Annotated in this window: 16 protein-coding genes; 9 read left to right on the top strand and 7 right to left on the bottom strand. The window is 65.3% G+C overall.

The features are described from left to right. Positions 1 to 18: 18 nt before the first annotated feature. The gene (locus V3328_RS20650; RefSeq protein ID WP_340331607.1) at positions 19 to 1494 is read right to left on the bottom strand and encodes a RimK family protein; all 1476 of its coding nucleotides are present in this window, start codon (positions 1492 to 1494) and stop codon (positions 19 to 21) included. Between the two features lie 164 nt (positions 1495 to 1658). After that, positions 1659 to 2111, bottom strand: coding sequence for a GNAT family N-acetyltransferase (locus V3328_RS20645; protein ID WP_340331606.1), 453 nt, complete (start codon positions 2109 to 2111; stop codon positions 1659 to 1661). 176 nt (positions 2112 to 2287) lie between these two features. On the opposite strand from V3328_RS20645, the gene V3328_RS20640 reads away from it, so the two are divergent. From V3328_RS20640 to V3328_RS20615, 6 genes are all read left to right on the top strand, one after another. Further along, positions 2288 to 3874, top strand: coding sequence for an ABC transporter substrate-binding protein (locus V3328_RS20640; protein WP_340331605.1), 1587 nt, complete (start codon positions 2288 to 2290; stop codon positions 3872 to 3874). Between the two features lie 80 nt (positions 3875 to 3954). Further along, positions 3955 to 4932 (top strand): ABC transporter permease, encoded by a 978-nt coding sequence (locus tag V3328_RS20635; RefSeq protein WP_340331604.1) that lies wholly within the window; start codon positions 3955 to 3957, stop codon positions 4930 to 4932. A gap of 10 nt (positions 4933 to 4942) precedes the next feature. Then, positions 4943 to 5926: an ABC transporter permease gene (locus V3328_RS20630; RefSeq protein ID WP_340331603.1), complete on the top strand. Its 984-nt coding sequence runs from the start codon at positions 4943 to 4945 to the stop codon at positions 5924 to 5926. Positions 5927 to 5931: 5 nt separating this feature from the next. Further along, on the top strand, positions 5932 to 7689 hold the full coding sequence (locus V3328_RS20625; RefSeq protein ID WP_340331721.1) for a dipeptide ABC transporter ATP-binding protein: 1758 nt from the start codon (positions 5932 to 5934) through the stop codon (positions 7687 to 7689). 44 nt (positions 7690 to 7733) lie between these two features. Then, complete coding sequence (locus V3328_RS20620; RefSeq protein ID WP_340331602.1) at positions 7734 to 8933, top strand: M20 aminoacylase family protein; 1200 nt, start codon at positions 7734 to 7736, stop codon at positions 8931 to 8933. 77 nt (positions 8934 to 9010) lie between these two features. Then, a complete protein-coding gene (locus V3328_RS20615; protein WP_340331601.1) occupies positions 9011 to 10195 on the top strand; it encodes a M20 aminoacylase family protein in 1185 nt (394 codons plus the stop codon). A gap of 91 nt (positions 10196 to 10286) precedes the next feature. Here the strand turns inward: V3328_RS20615 and sigJ are convergent, their stop codons facing one another. The 4 genes from sigJ to V3328_RS20595 all read right to left on the bottom strand — a co-directional run bounded on the left by sigJ (position 10287) and on the right by V3328_RS20595 (position 13252). After that, positions 10287 to 11171: an RNA polymerase sigma factor SigJ gene (sigJ, locus tag V3328_RS20610; protein WP_340331600.1), complete on the bottom strand. Its 885-nt coding sequence runs from the start codon at positions 11169 to 11171 to the stop codon at positions 10287 to 10289. Between the two features lie 2 nt (positions 11172 to 11173). Then, a complete protein-coding gene (locus V3328_RS20605) occupies positions 11174 to 11605 on the bottom strand; it encodes a carboxymuconolactone decarboxylase family protein (protein WP_340331599.1) in 432 nt (143 codons plus the stop codon). A 125-nt stretch (positions 11606 to 11730) separates the two neighbouring features. After that, positions 11731 to 12849 carry a sensor histidine kinase gene (locus tag V3328_RS20600; protein ID WP_340331598.1) on the bottom strand — a complete coding sequence of 373 codons (1119 nt, stop codon included), beginning with the start codon at positions 12847 to 12849 and terminating at the stop codon, positions 11731 to 11733. Between the two features lie 127 nt (positions 12850 to 12976). Further along, positions 12977 to 13252, bottom strand: coding sequence for a metal-sensitive transcriptional regulator (locus tag V3328_RS20595; RefSeq protein WP_340331720.1), 276 nt, complete (start codon positions 13250 to 13252; stop codon positions 12977 to 12979). A gap of 91 nt (positions 13253 to 13343) precedes the next feature. On the opposite strand from V3328_RS20595, the gene V3328_RS20590 reads away from it, so the two are divergent. Continuing rightward, positions 13344 to 15689, top strand: coding sequence for a heavy metal translocating P-type ATPase (locus V3328_RS20590; RefSeq protein ID WP_340331597.1), 2346 nt, complete (start codon positions 13344 to 13346; stop codon positions 15687 to 15689). A 31-nt stretch (positions 15690 to 15720) separates the two neighbouring features. On the opposite strand, the gene V3328_RS20585 is transcribed toward V3328_RS20590, so the two are convergent. Beyond that, positions 15721 to 16416: a gamma-glutamylcyclotransferase gene (locus tag V3328_RS20585; protein ID WP_340331596.1), complete on the bottom strand. Its 696-nt coding sequence runs from the start codon at positions 16414 to 16416 to the stop codon at positions 15721 to 15723. Between the two features lie 128 nt (positions 16417 to 16544). Here V3328_RS20585 and V3328_RS20580 point away from each other — a divergent pair, with 128 nt between their 5' ends. Then, the gene (locus tag V3328_RS20580; protein ID WP_340331595.1) at positions 16545 to 18110 is read left to right on the top strand and encodes an OpgD/OpgG family glucan biosynthesis protein; all 1566 of its coding nucleotides are present in this window, start codon (positions 16545 to 16547) and stop codon (positions 18108 to 18110) included. Between the two features lie 74 nt (positions 18111 to 18184). Next, positions 18185 to 19390: an amidase gene (locus V3328_RS20575; protein ID WP_340331594.1), complete on the top strand. Its 1206-nt coding sequence runs from the start codon at positions 18185 to 18187 to the stop codon at positions 19388 to 19390. The last annotated feature ends 1 nt before the right edge of the window (position 19391 follow it).

The following is a 19391-nucleotide window of genomic DNA, read 5'->3' as shown; positions in this document are numbered from 1 at the left end:
GAACCCGACGAAATCCGCTCACATCTCGAGTCGGTCGTAGAACCACCGCGCCAGCTTCGACCAGACCTCGTCCTTCTGGGCGGCGTCCTCGTAGCCGTGGTCGACGTTTGGGTTGTCGTTGATCTCGATGACGAACACGCCGTCGGCATTCTGCTTGATGTCGACGCCGTAGAGACCATCACCGATCAGGCCCGCGGCGCGCACGCCGATGTCGAGCACCTCGGCGGGCACTTCGTCGAACCCGAAGGCCTTTGCCGAGCCCTGGATGGCGGATCCGTCCGGCTTGTGCTTGACGATCTGCCAATGGCTGCGGGCCATCAGGTAGTGGCAGGCGAACAACGGCTCCCCGCCGAGAACGCCGATGCGCCAATCGTAGTCCGTGCGCATGAACTTCTGGGCGATCAGCAGGTCGGTCTCCTTGAACAGCGCCTTGGCGAGGTCGCGGAAGGCTTTCGGGGTGTCGACCTTGTGGACGCCGCGGCTGAAGGAACCGTCCGGAATCTTGACCACGAGCGGGTAGCCGAGTTGCTCCTCGGCGCCAGCCAGTTCCTCGAGGTTCGCCACCACGACGGTCGGCGGAACCGGGATGTCGTTGGCCGTCAGAAGTTCCTTCAGATAGACCTTGTTGGTGCAGCGGATCATCGACACCGGATCGTCGATGACCGGCATGCCCTCCTGCATCGCCCGTCGCGCGAAGCGATAGGTGTGGTTGTCGATCGATGTTGTTTCCCGGATGAACAGCGCGTCGTATTCGGCAAGCTGGTGGAAGTGCTTCTTCGTGATCGGCTCCACCTCGATGTCGTGCTTTTCCGCGATCCGGGCAAAATGCTTGATCGACGACAGCATGGAGGGCGCAAGCGCCTCCTTCGGGTCGTGCAGGACGGCAAGGCTGTACTTCAGGCTCGGCCGGGCCTTCGGTGAGCGCCAGTCGCGCGTCGTGTGGTTGTGCAGCGCATCCCGGAAGGCCGCGCCCTGGGACGCGTCGAGCTTGTTCAGCGGACGCGGGCGCATGCGCTTGATGGACAACCACTCGCCGGGCGCTGCGGTCACCTCGATGATCGGGCACCGGAACCAGTCGAACAGCAGCCGGGCGAACTTCTCGTAGCGGCTGTCCTCGACGACGCCCATGCAGATGAAGAGCCGCAGTTCCTCCTCGGGCTCGTGCCGGGCGGCGCGGGCGCAGCGATTGAGCTGCTCCTCGAGTTCCGGGATCGCGTGGCCGTACAGATCGCGACCGGCAAGATCCAGCATCGCCTCGACGGTCGGCAACACCCGGTGTCCGCGCGCTTCGGCGAGCAGCGAGCAGAAATACCCCCGGCTCTGGTAGGCGTACGACCGGGAGAGGTTGATGACCTTCGGCCGGCCGGCGTCGAACAATTGCGGTCTGGCCAGATACTCGCGTGTGGTGATGACCTTGTGCGGGGTCTCGGCGTTCGGGAAATCCTTGAGGCTGTCGACGAGGATCACCCAGCCGGAATAGAGCGGTTTCTTCATGCTCTGTGTGGTCGGCCCCTCCTTTCAGGGGCGTCGGATAACGTCGCGTACCGGACGTAACGGACTGGCCGCTGAAAGCGTTCCGCGCACCGCGCGGACTCGACCGTTGCAGAAAACGCAATGAGGGGTGAATTGCGGTTTATTGAAGGCAGTTACCCGGTCCCTCAGCGCGATTTTCGCATGCGGATCGCCGTGCAGCCGTCGGGATAGTATTCGGGCTTGCGCTGGAACTCCGAATAGCCCAGCGCAAGGTAGCGCCGGTGGAGCCTTTCGTTGTCGGCGCGGACCTCGGTGATGACGCCGAGGCCACGCTCGCGGGCGGCCTGTTCGATGGCCTCGAAGAGGCGGCGGCCGACGGAGCCGCCCTGCAGACCCGGAGCAACCGCGAGCGAATAGAAGCGCAGGTAGCGTGAAGTCGTTCGCATCAGTCCCAGCGCATAGCCGTGCACCGATCCGTCGCTGTCGTAGACGAGCAGCACCGCGCGCGGGTTATCCACATGATACGCGAACTGTCGCCGCGACATCGGCTCGTAGTCGGGCGGTACGAACACCGCCGTCTCGATGTCCACCAGGCGTTCCACGTCGGCTGCAACCGCAGGGCGCACGGTATCGGTCATGGTGTTGTCTGATCTCCCGGCGCGACCTGGAAGCCGCGCTTGTCGATACATGAAGATGCAAAAGAACAATTCCGGCCAATTCGCTCACGCGACAGGGTGACACGGTAGCGAAGCCGAATATATGCTGCACGAAATCCGTCACGCGACGGATAAAGAATAACCAACGGAGGTAACAGATGACCCTCAGAAACGTAACGGTCGCGGCTGCGATCGCGTGCGTCCTCGGGTTCGGTCCGGCGGACGCGAAAACTTTGCGCTGGGCTTTCCAGGGCCAACTCGGCGCGCTCGACCCGTATACACTCAACGAGACCTTTACTCTCGGCCAGCTCGGGAATGTCTACGAAGGCCTGACCCGGCGCGGCAAGGATCTGGCAATCGAACCGGCGCTCGCGGAGAGTTGGGAGATCGTCGAACCGACACGCTGGCGCTTCAAGCTGCGCGAAGGCGTGAAGTTTGCCAACGGCAACGACTTCAATGCCGACGACGTCGTCTTCTCCGCCGAGCGCGTCCTGTCGGAGAATTCCGACCTCAAGACCCGCCTGCCGGCAGATGTGAAAGTGGAGAAAGTCGACGATTACACCGTCGATTTCGTCCTTTCCTCGCCCAATCCCATTCTGCACTACGAATGGGATACCTGGTACATCATGGACAAGGAGTGGTCCGAAGAAGTGGGCCTGACGAACGTCGTCTCGGCTTCGGACACCGCGTCCAGCAAGGCGGCGTTCATGTCGAACGGCACGGGCCCCTACGTGATCGAGAGCCACGAGCCGGGCGTCAAGACCGTCTACAAGCCCAATCCGGACTGGTGGGACGAGATCGAGGGCAATATCGACGAGGTCGTGTTCACGCCGATCTCCCAGGATGCAACGCGCGTGGCGGCGCTGCTGTCCGGCGAAGTCGATCTGGTCGACCCGGTGCCTGTTCAGGACATCGAACGCGTCAACGCCAGCGACAACGCCGACGCGATGACCGGGCCGGAACTCCGGACCGTCTTCCTCGGCTTCAATTCGATCCGCGACGAATTGCCGACCTCGGACGTCAAGGGAAAGAACCCCTTCCAGGACGCCAATGTCCGCAAGGCCTTCTATCAGGCGATCGATATCGAGGCGATCAAGTCGAAAGTGATGCGCGGCCTCGCCACGCCGTCGGCGCTGCTGATCTCTCCGCTGCTTTTTGAGGGGTCGGGCGAGTTCGAGCGTCATCCCTATGATCCGGAAGCGGCGAAGAAGCTGCTTGCGGACGCCGGTTATCCGGACGGGTTCACGGTGGGCATGGACTGCCCCAACGACCGCTATGTCAACGATGAGGCGATCTGCCAGGCGGTCGCCGCGATGCTCGCCCGGATCGGCGTCAAGGTCGATCTGAATGCGCAGACCAAGTCCAAGTATTTCGGCAAGGTGCTGGCCACCGGCGGATACGACACCGACTTCTACCTGCTGGGCTGGACGCCGGGTTCGTTCGACTCCTACAACATTCTCGTCAATCTGGCCGGCTGCCGTGACGAGACGGGCAAGGGCGGTCCCTTCAATCTCGGCGGATGGTGCAGTCCCGAGGTTGATGAACTGGCCAAGCAGATCCTCGTCGAGAACGATCCGGCAAAGCGCGACCAGCTGATCGCCGACGCCTATACGATCATGCACGAGCAGGTCTCGCACATTCCCCTCCACCAGCAGTCGCTGGCCTGGGGCAAGTCGAAGAAACTCGATCTCGTCCAGCGCGCCGACAACCAGGTGCTGTTCAAGTGGATGACACTGAACGACTGATCGGACGCGACGTGTCGCGGGAGCCGGCAGCGGTGCCGGCTCCCCTTTGAAGTCAAACGAGAATCGAGACACCGCCACCGATGGCAGTCTTTATCCTCCGCCGCCTCGCGCAGTCCGTCCTGGTCATGCTGACGGTTTCGCTGATCGCGTTTGCGATGTTCCGCTACATCGGCGATCCGGTGAACCAGATGGTCGGCGTCGACACGACGCCGGAGCAGCGGGCGGCGCTGAGGGAGGCCCTCGGGCTAAACGACTCGGTCTACGTTCAGTTCGTACGGTTCGTCTGGAATGCCCTGCATTTCGACTTCGGCATTTCCTATCAGTTCAAGCAGCCCGTGGGTGAACTGATCCTCTCCCGGCTGCCGGCGACGCTCGAACTGTCCATTGCCTCGGCCATCTTTGCGCTGGTCATCGGCATCCCGATGGGCGTCTACACCGGCATCAACCGGGACGCGTGGCTGTCGAAGCTGTTCCTGACGGTCTCGCTGGTCGGCATTTCTCTTCCGACGTTCCTGATCGGCATCCTGCTGATCTTCATCTTTGCGGTGAACCTGCGACTGCTGCCCAGCTTCGGACGCGGAGACGTGATCGATCTCGGATTCTGGAGGACGGGCCTGCTGACCGCTTCCGGCCTGAAGGCGCTGATCCTCCCGGCGATCACCCTCGGCCTGTTCCAGATGACGCTGATCATGCGGCTGGTGCGTTCCGAAATGCTCGAGGTGCTGCGTACCGACTACATCAAGTTCGCCCGCGCCCGGGGGCTTTCGGAGCGCGCGATCAATTTCGGCCACGCCCTCAAGAACACCCTGATCCCGGTGATCACGGTGACCGGCCTGCAACTCGGCGCGATCATCGCTTTCGCGATCATCACCGAGACCGTGTTCCAGTGGCCGGGAATGGGCCTGCTGTTCCTGCAGGCGGTGCAGAACGTCGACATCCCGATCATGGCCGCCTACCTGATGCTGATCGCCTTCCTGTTCGTGGTGATCAACCTCACCGTCGACATCCTCTACACGGTCGTCGATCCGCGGGTGCGGATCGGCGGCAGTGCGACATGAGGGCGGCCCGATGCCCCAGGTGACCGGCGAAGAGGGGCGGGCGGTCGCCGCCGCCGGAGGACGCCCGCAGACGCTCGATGACCGGCGCTTCGTCTCGCGCGCCCTGGACAGCGACATCTATCACTCCTTCAAGTCCTCCAAGGTCGTGATGCTGGCGGCGCTGGTCAGCCTGCTGTTCATCGTCGCGGCGGCATTCGCGCCGTGGATCGCCCCGCACGATCCGTTCGATCTCGCAACGCTCAGCCTGCTCGATTCGCTCAATCCGCCGGCCTGGGTCGAGGGGTCGAACCCGAGCTACCTGCTCGGCACCGACGACCAGGGGCGCGACCTGCTGTCCGGCATTCTGTACGGCGCACGGATCTCGCTGGCGGTCGGCTTCGCCAGCGTCATCCTGGCTGCCGGGATCGGCATCACCCTGGGCCTGATCGCCGGCTATGTCGGCGGGACGTTCGACTCCGTGATCATGCGCATCGCAGACGTCCAGCTGACGTTCCCGGCGATCCTGATAGCGCTCCTGATCGACGGTGTGGTGCACGGGCTCTATCCGAACGTGACGCGCAACGACTCCGCCTTCTGGGTGCTGGTCCTGTCGATCGGCCTGTCGTTCTGGGTCCAGTACGCCCGCACCGTTCGCGGCTCGACGCTGGTCGAGCGCAACAAGGAGTACGTTCAGGCGGCCCGCGTTATCGGCGTGCATCCGATCGTGATCATGACCCGCCACATCCTGCCGAACGTGATGGGACCTGTACTGGTCATCGCCACCATCAATCTGGCGCTCGCCATCATCACGGAGGCGACGCTGTCGTTTCTCGGCGTCGGGATTCCGTCGACCCAGCCTTCGCTCGGCACGCTGATCCGCATCGGACAGGACTTCCTGTTCTCGGGCGAATGGTGGATCACGATCTTCCCCGGCGTCGCGCTGGCCGCCCTGGTGCTCGCCGTGAACCTGGTCGGGGACTGGCTTCGCGACGCGCTCAACCCGAAGCTGAGGTGAGCGCGTTGAGCCTGCTCGAGATCAAGGGCCTGACGGTCGAGTTCCCGACCCGGCGAGAGACCTTCACCGCGGTCATGGACGTGGACCTCGACGTGCAGCGCGGCGAGATCCACGGGCTGGTCGGCGAGTCCGGGGCCGGCAAGTCGACGATCGGCAACGCGGTGATGGGTCTGCTGGAGCCGCCCGGCAGGATCGCCGCCGGCACGATCGAGATCGACGGGCGGCGCGTCGAGGCCCTGCCGCCCGAGGAAATGCGCAAGGTCCGCGGCAAGAAGGTCTCGATGATCTTCCAGGACCCGCTCTCGTCGCTCAACCCGCTGTATTCGATCGAGCAGCAGCTCGTCGAGACCATCCGCGAGCACAACGCGCTGAGCGAACGCGAAGCGAAGAAATTCGCGATCGACCTCCTGGACCAGGTCGGAATCCCGAAGCCCGCCGAGCGGATCTCGCAATATCCCCACCAGTTCTCGGGCGGCATGCGCCAGCGGGTCGTGATCGCCCTGGCGCTGTGCTCGAATCCCGACCTGGTGATCGCCGACGAACCGACCACGGCGCTCGACGTCTCGATCCAGGCGCAGATCCTGAACCTCATCCGCCGCCTGTGCACCGACCGCAACGTCGGCGTCATCCTCGTCACGCACGACATGGGCGTCATCGCCGAGACCACCGATCGTGTCGCCGTCATGTACCGCGGCCGCATCGTCGAGCGCGGGCCGACCAGGAAGGTGCTCGGCAACCCCGATCACGAGTACACAAAGAGCCTCGTGGCGGCGGTGCCGCGGCCCGATATCAAGCTCCTGCGCTTTCCGATGGTCAGCTACATCGAGGGCCCGGGCCGCGACTTCGAGGCGATCGATCTTTCCAGCCACTGGCTCGGACAGGGCCGCCGCGATCGCACCAGGGACCGGCACGAGAACCTGGTGGAGCTGAAGGGCCTGCGGATGGAGTTCCTGATGCGCCGCTCGCTGCTGCCCAGGAACCGCATCTACTTTCCGGCCGTCGACAACGTGTCCCTGCCGATCCGCGAAGGCGAGATCTTCGGCCTGGTCGGCGAATCCGGTTCCGGCAAGTCGACCATCGCCCGCCTCATCGCCGGCCTCTACACGCCGACCGCCGGCGAGATCCTGTTCGACGGCACCAACATCGCCAGGCTCGGTCCCGGACGGCAGCGGCGGCCGTTCCAGCGGCAGATGCAGATGATCTTCCAGGACCCGTATTCATCGCTCAATCCGAGGATGCGCGTCGCGGATATCGTCGCCGAACCGATCCGGCACCACGAACTGGCGTCGTCGGGAGCCGAGCGGCAGCGCATCGTCGAGGATCTCCTGGAGCATGTCGGCCTCGGCCGGGAGGCGGCGCGCAAGTATCCCCACGAGTTCTCGGGCGGCCAGCGCCAGCGCATCTCGATTGCCCGGGCGCTCGCCACCCGGCCTCGCTTCCTGATCTGCGACGAGCCGACCTCCGCTCTCGACGTCTCGATCCAGGCGCAGATCCTGAACCTGCTGAAGGACCTGCAGGAGGAACTGAAGCTCACCCTGCTGTTCATCAGCCACGACCTGCCCGTCATGCGCCAGATGTGCCACCGCATCGGCGTCATGCAGAACGGCCAGCTCTGCGAGGTGAAGGAAACGGAGGACCTGTTCGAGAATCCCGAGCACCCGCACACGCGGGACCTGATCCGTCTCATGCCGCGGCTCGACTATCTCTCGACCGAGGGGCTGGCGATCGACCGGGCCGAAGCGGCACGGACGGGTCGCGTCTGACGGTCGCCGCCCGCACCCCAACCGCAGCAAGAACAGGAAGGCGCATGGCCATCAGGGACGACGTTGGACGCTATGTCGACGACCTCGTTGCGATCCGCCGGGACCTGCACGCACATCCCGAACTCGCATTCGAGGAGCGGCGCACGGCGCGGCTGGTCGCAGACACGCTCAGGGCATACGGCGTCGACGAGGTTCACACCGGTATCGCCGGCACCGGCGTCGTCGGGGTCGTGCGCGGCGGCGGGCCCGGCGGCAGCGGCCGATCGAACCGCGCGATCGGCCTACGCGCCGACATGGATGCGCTGCCGATCACGGAAAGGAACGACTTCGCCCATCGATCCGGCACGGACGGCAGGATGCATGCCTGCGGCCACGACGGCCACACGACGATGCTGCTCGGGGCGGCCCGCTATCTCGCCGACAAGCGGGATTTCGACGGCACGGTCTACCTGATCTTCCAGCCCGGCGAGGAACGCGGCGGTGGCGGGCGCAGGATGATCGAAGCCGGTCTGTTCGAGCGCTTCGACTGCCAGTCGGTCTACGGCATGCACAATCTGCCGGGGGTGGAAGTCGGCAGGATCGCGATGCGCGCCGGTCCCTGCATGGCATCGTCGGACGCCTTCCGCATCCGCGTGACCGGGCAGGGCGGGCACGGGGCCTGGCCGCATCTGGCGCGCGATCCGGTTGTGGTCGGCGCCCATATAGTCACGGCGCTACAGGCGATTGTCTCGCGCCTGGTCGATCCTCTCGAGCCCGCCGTCCTGTCGGTGGCGAAGTTCGAGACCGGCACCGCATTCAACGTCATTCCCGACGAGGCGACGCTGATCGGCACCGCCCGCAGTTTCGATCCTGACACGCGGACGCTGATCGAAGGCGAGGCCCGGCGGATCGCCGCGCAAGTGGCCACGGCCTTCGACGCGCGTGCCGAGGTCGCTTTCATGCGCGGCTATCCCGCGACCATAAACAGCGATGAGGAAACCCGGGTTGCCGCGCGGGCTGCCGGGCTTGCCGTCGGCGACTCGAACCTGTCGAGCGACTGGCCGGCCCAGATGGGAGCGGAGGATTTCGCCTACATGCTGGAAAAGCGGCCCGGCTGCTACATCTGGCTGGGCAACGGCGTCGACGGCGAAGCTGGCGGAAACTCGCTGCATTCGCCCTCCTACGACTTCAACGATTCGGCAATTCCGCATGGCGTCGCCTACTGGGCGGCACTCGTTGAAACGGTGCTCCCCAAGGCGGCCTGATCGATGAAGGGATCGCTTGCCTTGCTGCTGCCGAAAGGCAATCTAGAGTTACGAACAATACAACGGAGAGTCCGGAAATGTCGTTTACCGACCGCGTGAAACCATACATGGACGATCTCGTGGCGATCCGCCGCGACATTCATGCCAATCCCGAGCTTGGCTTCGAGGAAACGCGTACAGCGGAGATCGTCGCGCAGAAGCTCAGGGAGTTCGGTGTCGACGAGGTCCACACCGGTATCGCGAAGACCGGCGTCGTCGGCGTCGTGCGGGGGAAGGGCGGTTCGAACCGGGCGATCGGCCTGCGCGCCGACATGGATGCTCTGCCGATCTTCGAGAAGACCAATCTCGCGCACGCCTCCAGGACGGACGGGAAGATGCATGCCTGCGGCCACGACGGCCACACCACAATGCTGCTCGGCGCGGCCCGCTACCTTGCCGATCACCGCAATTTCGACGGCACCGTCTACCTGATCTTCCAGCCCGCCGAGGAAGGCCGCGGCGGCGGCAAGGTGATGATCGACGAGGGTCTGTTCGAACGTTTCAACTGCGAGACCGTATACGGCATGCACAACATGCCCGGCCTGCCGCTCGGCTCGATCTCCATGCGCAACGGGCCCTGCATGGCAGCCGCCGACGAGTTCAAGATCATCGTCAGGGGCAAGGGCGGTCACGGCGCCATGCCGAACGTCGCGCGGGACCCTGTCGTCATCGGCTCGCATATCGTGACCGCGCTGCAGTCCATCGCCAGCCGGCGAGTGGACCCGATCAAGGAGGCCGTGGTGTCCGTCACCCAGTTCCACGCCGGTGACGCCTTCAACGTCATTCCCGAGGAAGCGGAACTGAGCGGCACCTGCCGGAGCTTCCTGCCGGAGGTCCGGGATCTGATCGAGAGCGAACTCAAGCGCATCGCCACCAATGTCGCGCTCGCTTTCGATGCAACGGCGGAAGTCAGCTTCATGCGCAACTACCCGCCGACGATCAACACCGCCGACGAGACCGAACTTGCGGCCGCCGCGGCCCGGCAGGTGGTAGGCGACGCTCAGGTTTCGACCACCGGTGCCCCGAAGATGGGGGCGGAGGATTTCTCCTACATGCTCGAGGAGCGGCCGGGTTGCTACATCTGGCTCGGCAACGGCATGCCCGGGGAAAAGGGCGGTGCCAACGTCCACACGCCGCAATACGACTTCAACGATGACGCCATCCCCTATGGTGTCGGCTTCTGGGCCTCACTGGTCGAGACGGTCCTGCCCAAGGCGGCCTGAAGGCCGGAACGCCGAGGCCAGAGTGCGGCGGAGAACAAATTCGACTCCGCCGCACGTCTTCTCCGCCGCACGTCTTCTCCTCCGGTCGCAGTCATTGGACGGCAACGGCTGCGGTTCGCGCCAGCTTGTCCGGATTGCGGACAATGAAGATATCGTGCAGCCGACCGGCCTGATCGTAGCCGAAGGACACGGCGGCGACCGTCGTTCCGTCCATCCGGATCAGGAGGCCACGGCCGCCGTTCAGGTCCGTTCGCTCCCATTCCAGTCCGCTCCAGTGCCGGTGCAGGCCCTGTGAGAGGAACGCCGCCACCTCTTCGACGCCATGCAGCGCGCGCCTGATCGCGACGGCCTTGCCGCCGCTGTCGGCCACCACCCGGATGTCCTCGGAAAGTAGTGAGGTCAGTCTGGCTGCCGATCCCGACATGATGGCGTCCTGGAATGCGTCCAGCAGCTGATCCTGCCGTTCGGGCGGCGTGACATGGCGGACACGCGACCGTTCGACATGGTCGCGGGCGCGCGACACGAGCTTCCTGCAGTTGGTCTCGTTCAGCTCCAGCGCCTCGGCGATATCAGGGTAGGACATCTCGAAAATTTCGTGCAGGAGATATGCGGCGCGTTCCTTTGGCGTTAGCCGCTCCAGCATCAGCAGGAACGCCGTGGACAGGGAGGAGGCGAGCATGTGTTCGGCTTCGGCGCCCCCTTCCGCGATGGTATGGATCGGCTCCGGAAGCCAGGCGCCCACGTAGTCGACGCGCCTGCGGTCTGCGGCCCGCCGCATGTCGAGACACTTGCGCGTGCAGACCGTCGTCAGCCATGCCGCTGGATTGACGATGTCCTCTCGGTCGGCGGCCGACCATTTCAGGTAGGTGTCCTGGATCGCATCCTCGGCATCGGCGCGCGATCCGAGGATGCGGTAGGCGAGCCCCAGCAATCCGGGGCGCGCCGCTTCGAAGACGTCGGTATCCCGGGTCGCCATGGTCAGTGCTTGGAAACGTTGATCCGGTTCCACATGTTGATCATCCCGACGGCCACCGTGAGGGCGCCGATCTGCTCCTCGGAGAAATGCTCGCGCAGCTTCGCCCGCAGGATACCGTAATCCGTTTTCGGATCGAGTACGGTCAGCGCGTCGGTCCAGGCCAGCGCTGCCTTTTCCCTCTGGTCGAAGTGGCCCGAATGCTGCCAGACCACGATGCGGTCGAGCCGTTCGGCCGTTTCGCCCGCCGCGCGGGCCTCCTTCAGATGCATGTCGAGGCACCATGCACAGCCGTTCGTCTGCGAGGCCCGCAACAGCACCAGGTTCCGGACAGTCTCGTCGAGGCCGTGAGCCTCGAGCAGGGGCATGGCGTTGCCGAGATACTGCAGCAGGTCGAGAATCGAGCGTTCGTAGGCAACCGGTTTCAGTTCACTCATCGTCAATCTCCGTCGTTACAGGCAGTGGGTCTGCACTGGAACGACGGAACAGGGCGGCGACTTGTGACATGCCGGGCACGTTTTTGATCCCGCCGCGCCGTAGGGGGGTGTTCCCGGGAAGGTGCCTAAGCCGGATTTCCGTTCACGAACAGGTCATCGTCCGGTTCGAAATGCAGGTTGCGCATCTCCGTGGTCAGTTCGCACTTCAGGCCGACACGGTCGTAGACGAGCTTGACGTCGCCCTGGAAGTCCTGCGCCAGTGCCTTCTCGACGAGGACGGACCCGAAGCCGCGTCGCCTCGGCTTGCGGACGGGCGGCCCGCCCTCTTCGACCCAACAGAACACGAAGCGCTCGGAGGATCGCGGCGCACCGACCTTCCAGGAGATATTGACCTTACCCTCATCGGTCGACAGGGCACCGTACTTGACCGCATTGGTGGCGAGTTCGTTGGTGGCCAGGGCCAGTGCCAGCGAATGCCTCGCGGACAAGTCGAGCGGCGGGCCCTCGATGGTGATTTCGTTGGCTCCCGTGAGATGGGGCGCAAGAGCGTTGTCGACGACGGCGCGGATCGGCGCCGTCCCCTCCTGTGATTTTGTCAGGATCTTGTGGGCCTCGCCCAGCGCGAGAATGCGCAGGTCGAGCCGCGTCTTCGCCTCGTCCTTGGACTTCGCCGTGCGGAAGGTCTGGCTGGCGATCGCCGACACCATGGCCAGCGTATTGTTGATGCGGTGCGCCAGCTCGCGATTGAGAAGTCTGGCGTGCTTTTGCGCCTGGACCTTGCCGGTCGTCTCGATGACCGTATCCATCATTCCCGAGATGTTGCCCTTCTCGTCGCGGATGGGACTGTAGCAGAAGGTGAAGTAAGCCTGCTCGGGATGCCCGAAGCGGTCGATGACGAGCGGGAAATCCTCGATGAATGTCGCCTCGCCGGCGAAAGCCTTGTCGGCGATCGGACCGATCGTGTCCCATGCTTCCGCCCAGATCTCCTTGAACGACTTGCCCAGCGGCTCCGGCTTGTTGCCCAGGATCGGTCGGAACGCGTCGTTGTAGATGGCGGTTTTCTCCGGACCCCAGACGATGCATTTGGGGAATCGGGAGTTCAGCATCATCCCGACGGCTATTGCCAGCGCCGGCGGCCACTCAGGCAGCGGGCCAAGCGGCGTTTGTGCCCAATCGAAGCGGCGGATGGCTTCCGCCATTTCTCCGCCACCGTCAAGGAAATGGGTCTGGTCGAGTTTTTCCATGTGGGATCGCTACCCTGCAGTCCGGGCTCGTTGAGGTATCTAGGTGCTCGGAAATGTTAAAGCAGGAAGACCGGACTTTGTTCCGGTTATGGTGTCAAGCCGACCGAACGGAAGATGTTGGCCGGACTCAGCGTCCTGACCGCTCCAGGACCTGCATCAGTTCGGCGATCTTCTGGCGCTGCTCTTCCTGATCGCCGCTTGCGATCGCGTGCTCTACGCAATGGGCGACATGATCGCGCAGGACCTCCTCCTCGACGCGCTTGAGCGCGGCGCGTACGGCGGAAACCTGATTGACGACATCGATACAGTAGCGGTCGTCGGCCACCATCCGCGCGATTCCGCGGACCTGGCCCTCTATCCGGCCGAGTCGCCTGGCGACCGCTGACTTCACCTCGTCCTGCATTCTTGCCAGATACCCATAGGGGGTATACATGTCAAGCGGTATGATATACCCCTATAGGGTATAGCCCCACTTCCCCGGAGCCAGGCCTGCCATGTCCGCCGACCATCAGCATTCCGCCCGCTGCGCCCACGAGCATCACCCCGGTTCGCCCGAACAGGCGGCGGTGACGGACCCGGTATGCGGCATGAGCGTCGATCCGCAGACCGCCAGGTATGCCCACGAGCACCACGGCACGACCTATTATTTCTGCAGCGGGAAGTGCCGCGAGAGGTTCGTTGCGGAGCCGGAGAGCTATCTCGCCGGCGAGCGGCGGGAAGAGCCGGTCGTCGAAGGCGCGATCTACACGTGCCCGATGCATCCGGAGATCCAGCAGGAAGGACCCGGCACCTGCCCGATTTGCGGCATGGCCCTGGAGCCGATGATGGTGTCGGCGGACTCCGGCCCGAATCCGGAACTGGTCGACTTCACCCGCCGCTTCTGGATCAGCCTGGCGCTGACGGTCCCCGTCTTCCTGCTCGAGATGGGCGGCCACGTGCTCGGTCTCCACATCCTCGAGTCGGGCACCTCGAACTGGGTGCAACTCGTGCTGGCCACGCCCGTCGTCCTGTGGTGCGGCTGGCCCTTCTTCGAGCGTGGCTGGCAGTCGATCGTAACCCGCAATCTCAACATGTTCACGCTGATTGCAATGGGAACCGGCGTTGCCTGGCTCTACTCGGTGGTGGCGACCGTTGCGCCGGGCGTATTTCCCGCCGATTTCCGGGGGCCGGATGGAACCGTGGCGGTGTATTTCGAGGCTGCCGCGGTGATCACCGTCCTCGTGCTCCTCGGCCAGCTACTGGAACTGCGGGCCCGGGAGCGGACGAGCGGAGCGATCAAGGCGCTCCTCAACCTTGCGCCGAAGACCGCCCGCCGCATCGTCGCGGACGGCAGCGACGAGGAGGTGCTGCTTGAGGATATCGTCATCGGCGACCGCCTGAGGGTACGCCCCGGCGAAAAGGTGCCGGTCGACGGCGAAGTGGCCGACGGACGCTCGTCGGTGGACGAATCGATGGTCACCGGCGAGTCGATGCCCGTGACCAAGAGCGTCGGCGACGCTGTGATCGGCGGTACGATGAACCAGTCCGGCGGGCTGGTGATGCGGGCCGAGAAGGTCGGCCGCGACACCATGCTGTCGCGAATCGTGCAGATGGTTGCCGACGCGCAGCGCAGCCGGGCGCCGATCCAGCGGCTGGCGGACCAGGTCTCCGGATGGTTCGTGCCGCTGGTGCTGGCCGCCGCGCTTGTCGCCTTCGTCGTCTGGTCGATGTTCGGGCCGGATCCCCGCTTCGCCTTTGCCCTCGTCGCTGCCGTCAGCGTGCTGATCATCGCCTGCCCGTGCGCGCTCGGCCTCGCCACGCCGATGGCGATCATGGTCGGCGTGGGACGCGGCGCGAGCGCCGGTGTGCTGATCAGGAGCGCCGAGGCGCTCGAGCGGATGGAAAAGGTCGATACGCTCGTCTGCGACAAGACGGGAACGCTGACCGAGGGCAGGCCCTCGGTAACCGAGATCGTCGCCGAGGGGATCTCCGAAGACGAACTGCTGCAGCTTTGCGCCAGCGTCGAACGGGCCAGCGAGCATCCGCTGGCGGCAGCCGTCGTCGCCGCTGCGCAGGCACGCGGACTGACTCTCGCGGACGCCTCTGATTTCGAGTCCCCGACCGGCAAGGGAGCGATGGGGGTCGTGGACGGCCGGGCCGTCCTGCTCGGCTCCGCCGCCTTCCTGAACGAGCACGGGATCGACACCGGTGCGCTCTCCGGCACGGCCGACGCGCTGCGCAAGGAGGGCGCCACGGCGATCTTCGCCGGTGTCGACGGCAGGGCCGCCGGCGTGCTGGCGATCGCCGACCCGGTCAAGGAAACGACGCCCCAGGCGATTCAGGCACTGCATGAAGACGGCATTCGCATCGTCATGCTAACCGGCGACAACCGCACGACGGCGGAGGCGGTGGCGCGCAGGCTGGGAATCGACGAGGTCGAGGCCGACGTCCTGCCCGACCAGAAGAGCGACGTCGTAAGGCGACTCCAGAACGAGGGTCGCGTGGTCGCCATGGCCGGCGACGGCGTCAACGACGCGCCGGCGCTCGCCGCAGCCGATATCGGCATCGCCATGGGCTCCGGCACGGACGTCGCCATCGAGAGCGCCGGCGTGACCCTCCTGAAGGGGGACCTGAACGGTATCGTGAAGGCGCGCCGGCTCAGTCAGGCGACGATGCGCAATATCCGCCAGAACCTGTTCTTCGCGTTCGTTTACAACGCCGCCGGCGTGCCGATCGCCGCCGGCGTCCTGTACCCGTTCCTCGGGCTGTTGCTGTCGCCGATGCTGGCGGCCGCGGCGATGTCGCTGTCGTCGGTCAGCGTGATCGGCAATTCGCTTCGGTTGCGGAAGGCGAAACTGTGATCGCGGCCGGGAGCGGAGCCGTCGCGGGCGCTCAGATGCCTTCGCCGTCGAGCCCGTGGTCCTCGGCGATCCGGCGGGCGACCAGTTCCTGCAGGTTCCACAGCTGGCGGTCGTGTATGCCCATTTCCTCGAGGTGGTGCACGGTGTTGTAAAGGTATTCCGCACAGGAGCCGCCGTGGCCGCAGGCGCGCGCCAGCATCTCGACGGTGTCAGCCAGAGACTGGCGGCCGACATAGGCCGGGCCGTTGCGGTTCATGACGAAGACCAGGGCCGTGACCGGGCCTTCGGAAGTCTTCACCGTCATCCAGCGGGCCGCATTGTTGGAGGGCCGCGTCCGCATTTCGCGGCGCAGGAGCTTGTCGATCTGCTCCTCCATCGCCTCGTGGTTCAACCGGTAGACGATGCCGGTGCACTGGCCGCCCCGATCGAGCGCCATCATCAGCCCCGGCTGCTCCTTGGAGCCGCGCCACTGGGTCATCCTCAGGCAGAACGAGCGATGATAGCCATGGATGGTGCCGACCCGGCCCTCGAGATGCTCGACCTCGGGCCTCCAGATCAGCGAGCCGGAGGCAAACAGCCAAAGCTCCTCGCCGGCCGGACGCACCTCCAGCAGTTCGCGGGTGAGTTCGGCGTAGTCCTCGTCGGTCCGGTAGGTCAGGTCAGGATCGAGACCGGGATCCTCTATTACCCGGTGAACCTGGGCGACGTGATCCGTGGTCAATTCCATCCTGCGTTTTCGTCCCGACATACCTGAATCCCGACCGCCTTCCGCACTTCGATTGCACGCTTGCCACAGAAATTCCACCATGACAGTGGATCAGACTGCTTCGGATATCGAAATAGAGCAGGAGACCCATGGTTTACACCCTGACCCGCCGCGAACTCCTGATCGGCGGAGTATGCGTCGGCGCGGCCGGCCTCCTGCCTCGGCTCGCCTTGGCGACCGCCTCCGCGGAGTCGCGGTTCGGCCCCGCCGAGCCGTTCTCGTTCGACCTCCTCAAGCGCCGTGCCCGGGAACTGGCCGGCAAACCCTATGCGGCGCCGGTCATTCGGGCGCCCGAGGTGCTCGAGCAGATCGACTTCGACGCTCACCAGCAGATCCGCTTCCGCGACGAGGCGCAGCTGTGGGGCGGAGACGGTGGCGGTCCCGGCATCGGCTTCTTCCACCTCGGCCGCTATTTCAAGGCGCCGGTGCGCATATACGCCGTGGAGGGGGGCGAGGCGCGGGAACTGCTCTATTCGCCGGACCATTTCGAAATGCCCGAAGGTCACGTGGCCCGCAACCTGCCCGAGGATATCGGCTTCGCCGGATTCCGGGTCATGGACGAGTCGGGGAAGAGCGACTGGCTTGCGGTTCTCGGTGCGTCCTACTTCCGTACCTCCGGCCCGTTCGGCCAGTACGGACTGTCGGCGCGCGGCATCGCCGTCGACACGGCGTCGTCGAAGGCGGAGGAATTCCCGCGCTTCAGCGAGTTCTGGCTGGAGCGCACCGGGGACGGTGGCCTGATCCTCTACGCGCTGCTCGACGGCCCCAGCCTCAGCGGCGCCTACCGCATCGCGGGCGGCCCGCCCGACAAGGGCATCGTGCAGGACGTCGAGGCGGCGTTGTTCACCCGCACGCCCATCGAGAAGCTCGGCATCGCACCGCTGACCAGCATGTTCTGGTATTCCGAGACGAACCGGGAGGACGCGAAGGACTGGCGGCCGGAAATCCACGATTCCGACGGTCTGGCGATCTGGACGGGCGCAGGCGAGCGCATCTGGCGGCCGATCACCAATCCGCCGATCGTGACGACCAACGCCTTCGTGGACGAGAACCCCCGCGGCTTCGGCCTGCTGCAGCGCGACCGCGACTTCGAGAACTACCAGGACGACGGGGTCTTCTACGAAAAACGCGCAAGTGTCTGGGTAGAGCCGAACAACGACTGGGGGGCGGGGTCCGTTCAACTGGTCGAGATCCCGACCGACGACGAAATCCACGACAACATCGTCGCATTCTGGGTGCCGCGCGAGCCGGTGGCGGGCGGCCAGGCCCTGGATTTCTCCTATCGGCTGCACTGGCTCGCCGCCGAGCCCCATCCGGCGCCGATTGCGCAGGTGGTGGCAACGCGGATCGGCATGGGTGGCATTCCCGGCCAGCCGCGCCCGCCGGGTGCGCGCAAGTTTGCCATCGACCTGGAAGGCCCCACGTTGGCCGGGCTCGATCGGCAGAGCGGCGTGACCGCGGCGGTGGAATCGAGCCGCGGCAAGATCGATAACACCGACGCCTATCCCGTTGTCGGCACGGATCGCTGGCGGGTGCTGTTCGATATCGAAGCGCAGGGCCACGAACCGGTCACCCTGCGCATGTATCTGCGCCAGGGCGGGGACGCACTCAGCGAAACCTGGATCTACCAGTACTTTCCGGCGGCGGTCGTGTGAGCCGCGCCTCACTGGCATGACAGCGGCAGCGTCGGACATTATGGTCGCCCGGCATTAGGCTGGGGAGCAGGTGCTTGCCGATATCCGATGATCCGCTCGGCGCTTTCATGCGCTACCCCGAGGTGCCCGTGGCGCATGCGCGAACCGGCCCCTTGGCCGGCCTGAGGCTGGGCGTCAAGGATCTGTTCGACGTGGCCGGGTATCCGACCGGCTGCGGCAACCCGACCAGGCTCGCCGAGGCCGAACCGGCCTCCGCGAATGCGCCCGCGGTGCAGAAACTGCTCGACGCAGGCGCGGAATTCGTCGGCAAGACGATTACCGACGAACTGGCGTTCTCGCTGCAGGGACAGAACGCGCATTACGGGACTCCGGTCAATTTCGCTGCGCCGGAGCGGATTCCGGGCGGCTCGTCGTCGGGTTCGGCATCGGCCACGGCCGGAGGTCTCGTCGATTTCGCCCTCGGTACGGATACCGGCGGTTCGGTGCGGGCGCCGGCAAGCTATTGCGGCCTTTTCGGAATCCGCCCGACGATCGGCCGCATCGACATTTCCGGATGCATGCCGCTTGCCCCGAGCTACGACACGGTCGGCTGGTTCGCACGAGATGCCAGGACGTTCGCCCGCGTCGGCGACGTCCTGCTGGGCGCGGACACGGCGGGTCTGCCGCAGGGCTCGCCCGCAGTAATATCGGACGCGCTCGAACTGGTGATCGATGACCGGACACGCTCCGCTTTCGCCGCAGCAGCAGAGCGGGCCGGAAGCGTGCTTGGTCCGATGCGATCGGAATTAATCGCCGCGACCGCCGACACCCCGCAGGGCCTTGCCGACTGGCTGCTGGTGTTCCGGACCACGCAGGCGGCGGAAATCTGGGAGGTCCACGGAAAGTGGATCGAAAGCCGCAACCCCGAATTCGGGCCGGGCGTGCGGGACCGATTCGAGTGGGCGCGCCGTGTCGACCGCGACCAGGCGGCGAAGGCCCGCGCCTGGGACCTGCACGCGAAGATCCGCGAGCACGTCCGCGCCCTCGTGCAATCGCAAGTGCTTGTCCTGCCTACGGTTCCAGCCATTGCCCCGCTGGCTGCGACGCCGGTTGCGGAGCTGGAGATCTTCCGCGACCGGGCGCTCTCAATCCTGTGCATCGCCGGCATCGCAGGCCTGCCGCAGGTGACGATCCCCCTGGCCAGCCTCGACGGCGCCCCGCTCGGCCTGTCGATCATAGGTCCGGCCGGCAGCGACCGGGCGCTCGTGGACCTGGCCGGGCGAATTTCAGCGACGGATTGAC

The sequence above is a fragment of the Microbaculum marinum genome (genome assembly GCF_037855135.1).
In the GTDB taxonomy this organism is placed as follows: Bacteria; Pseudomonadota; Alphaproteobacteria; order Rhizobiales; family Tepidamorphaceae; genus Microbaculum; species Microbaculum marinum.
The sequence above is the reverse complement of the archived record's forward strand: the minus strand, read 5'-3'. Positions and strand labels throughout refer to the sequence as shown.

Coding starts and splice junctions, on each gene's coding strand:
- V3328_RS20605 (WP_340331599.1), bottom strand. CDS start 11,605: ATGAGTGAACTGAAACCGGTTGCCTACGAACGCTCGATTCTCGACCTG.
- V3328_RS20585 (WP_340331596.1), bottom strand. CDS start 16,416: ATGGAATTGACCACGGATCACGTCGCCCAGGTTCACCGGGTAATAGAG.
- V3328_RS20580 (WP_340331595.1), top strand. CDS start 16,545: ATGGTTTACACCCTGACCCGCCGCGAACTCCTGATCGGCGGAGTATGC.
- V3328_RS20640 (WP_340331605.1), top strand. CDS start 2,288: ATGACCCTCAGAAACGTAACGGTCGCGGCTGCGATCGCGTGCGTCCTC.
- V3328_RS20590 (WP_340331597.1), top strand. CDS start 13,344: ATGTCCGCCGACCATCAGCATTCCGCCCGCTGCGCCCACGAGCATCAC.
- V3328_RS20635 (WP_340331604.1), top strand. CDS start 3,955: ATGGCAGTCTTTATCCTCCGCCGCCTCGCGCAGTCCGTCCTGGTCATG.
- V3328_RS20615 (WP_340331601.1), top strand. CDS start 9,011: ATGTCGTTTACCGACCGCGTGAAACCATACATGGACGATCTCGTGGCG.
- V3328_RS20620 (WP_340331602.1), top strand. CDS start 7,734: ATGGCCATCAGGGACGACGTTGGACGCTATGTCGACGACCTCGTTGCG.
- sigJ (WP_340331600.1), bottom strand. CDS start 11,171: ATGGCGACCCGGGATACCGACGTCTTCGAAGCGGCGCGCCCCGGATTG.
- V3328_RS20650 (WP_340331607.1), bottom strand. CDS start 1,494: ATGAAGAAACCGCTCTATTCCGGCTGGGTGATCCTCGTCGACAGCCTC.
- V3328_RS20595 (WP_340331720.1), bottom strand. CDS start 13,252: ATGCAGGACGAGGTGAAGTCAGCGGTCGCCAGGCGACTCGGCCGGATA.
- V3328_RS20645 (WP_340331606.1), bottom strand. CDS start 2,111: ATGACCGATACCGTGCGCCCTGCGGTTGCAGCCGACGTGGAACGCCTG.
- V3328_RS20600 (WP_340331598.1), bottom strand. CDS start 12,849: ATGGAAAAACTCGACCAGACCCATTTCCTTGACGGTGGCGGAGAAATG.
- V3328_RS20630 (WP_340331603.1), top strand. CDS start 4,943: ATGCCCCAGGTGACCGGCGAAGAGGGGCGGGCGGTCGCCGCCGCCGGA.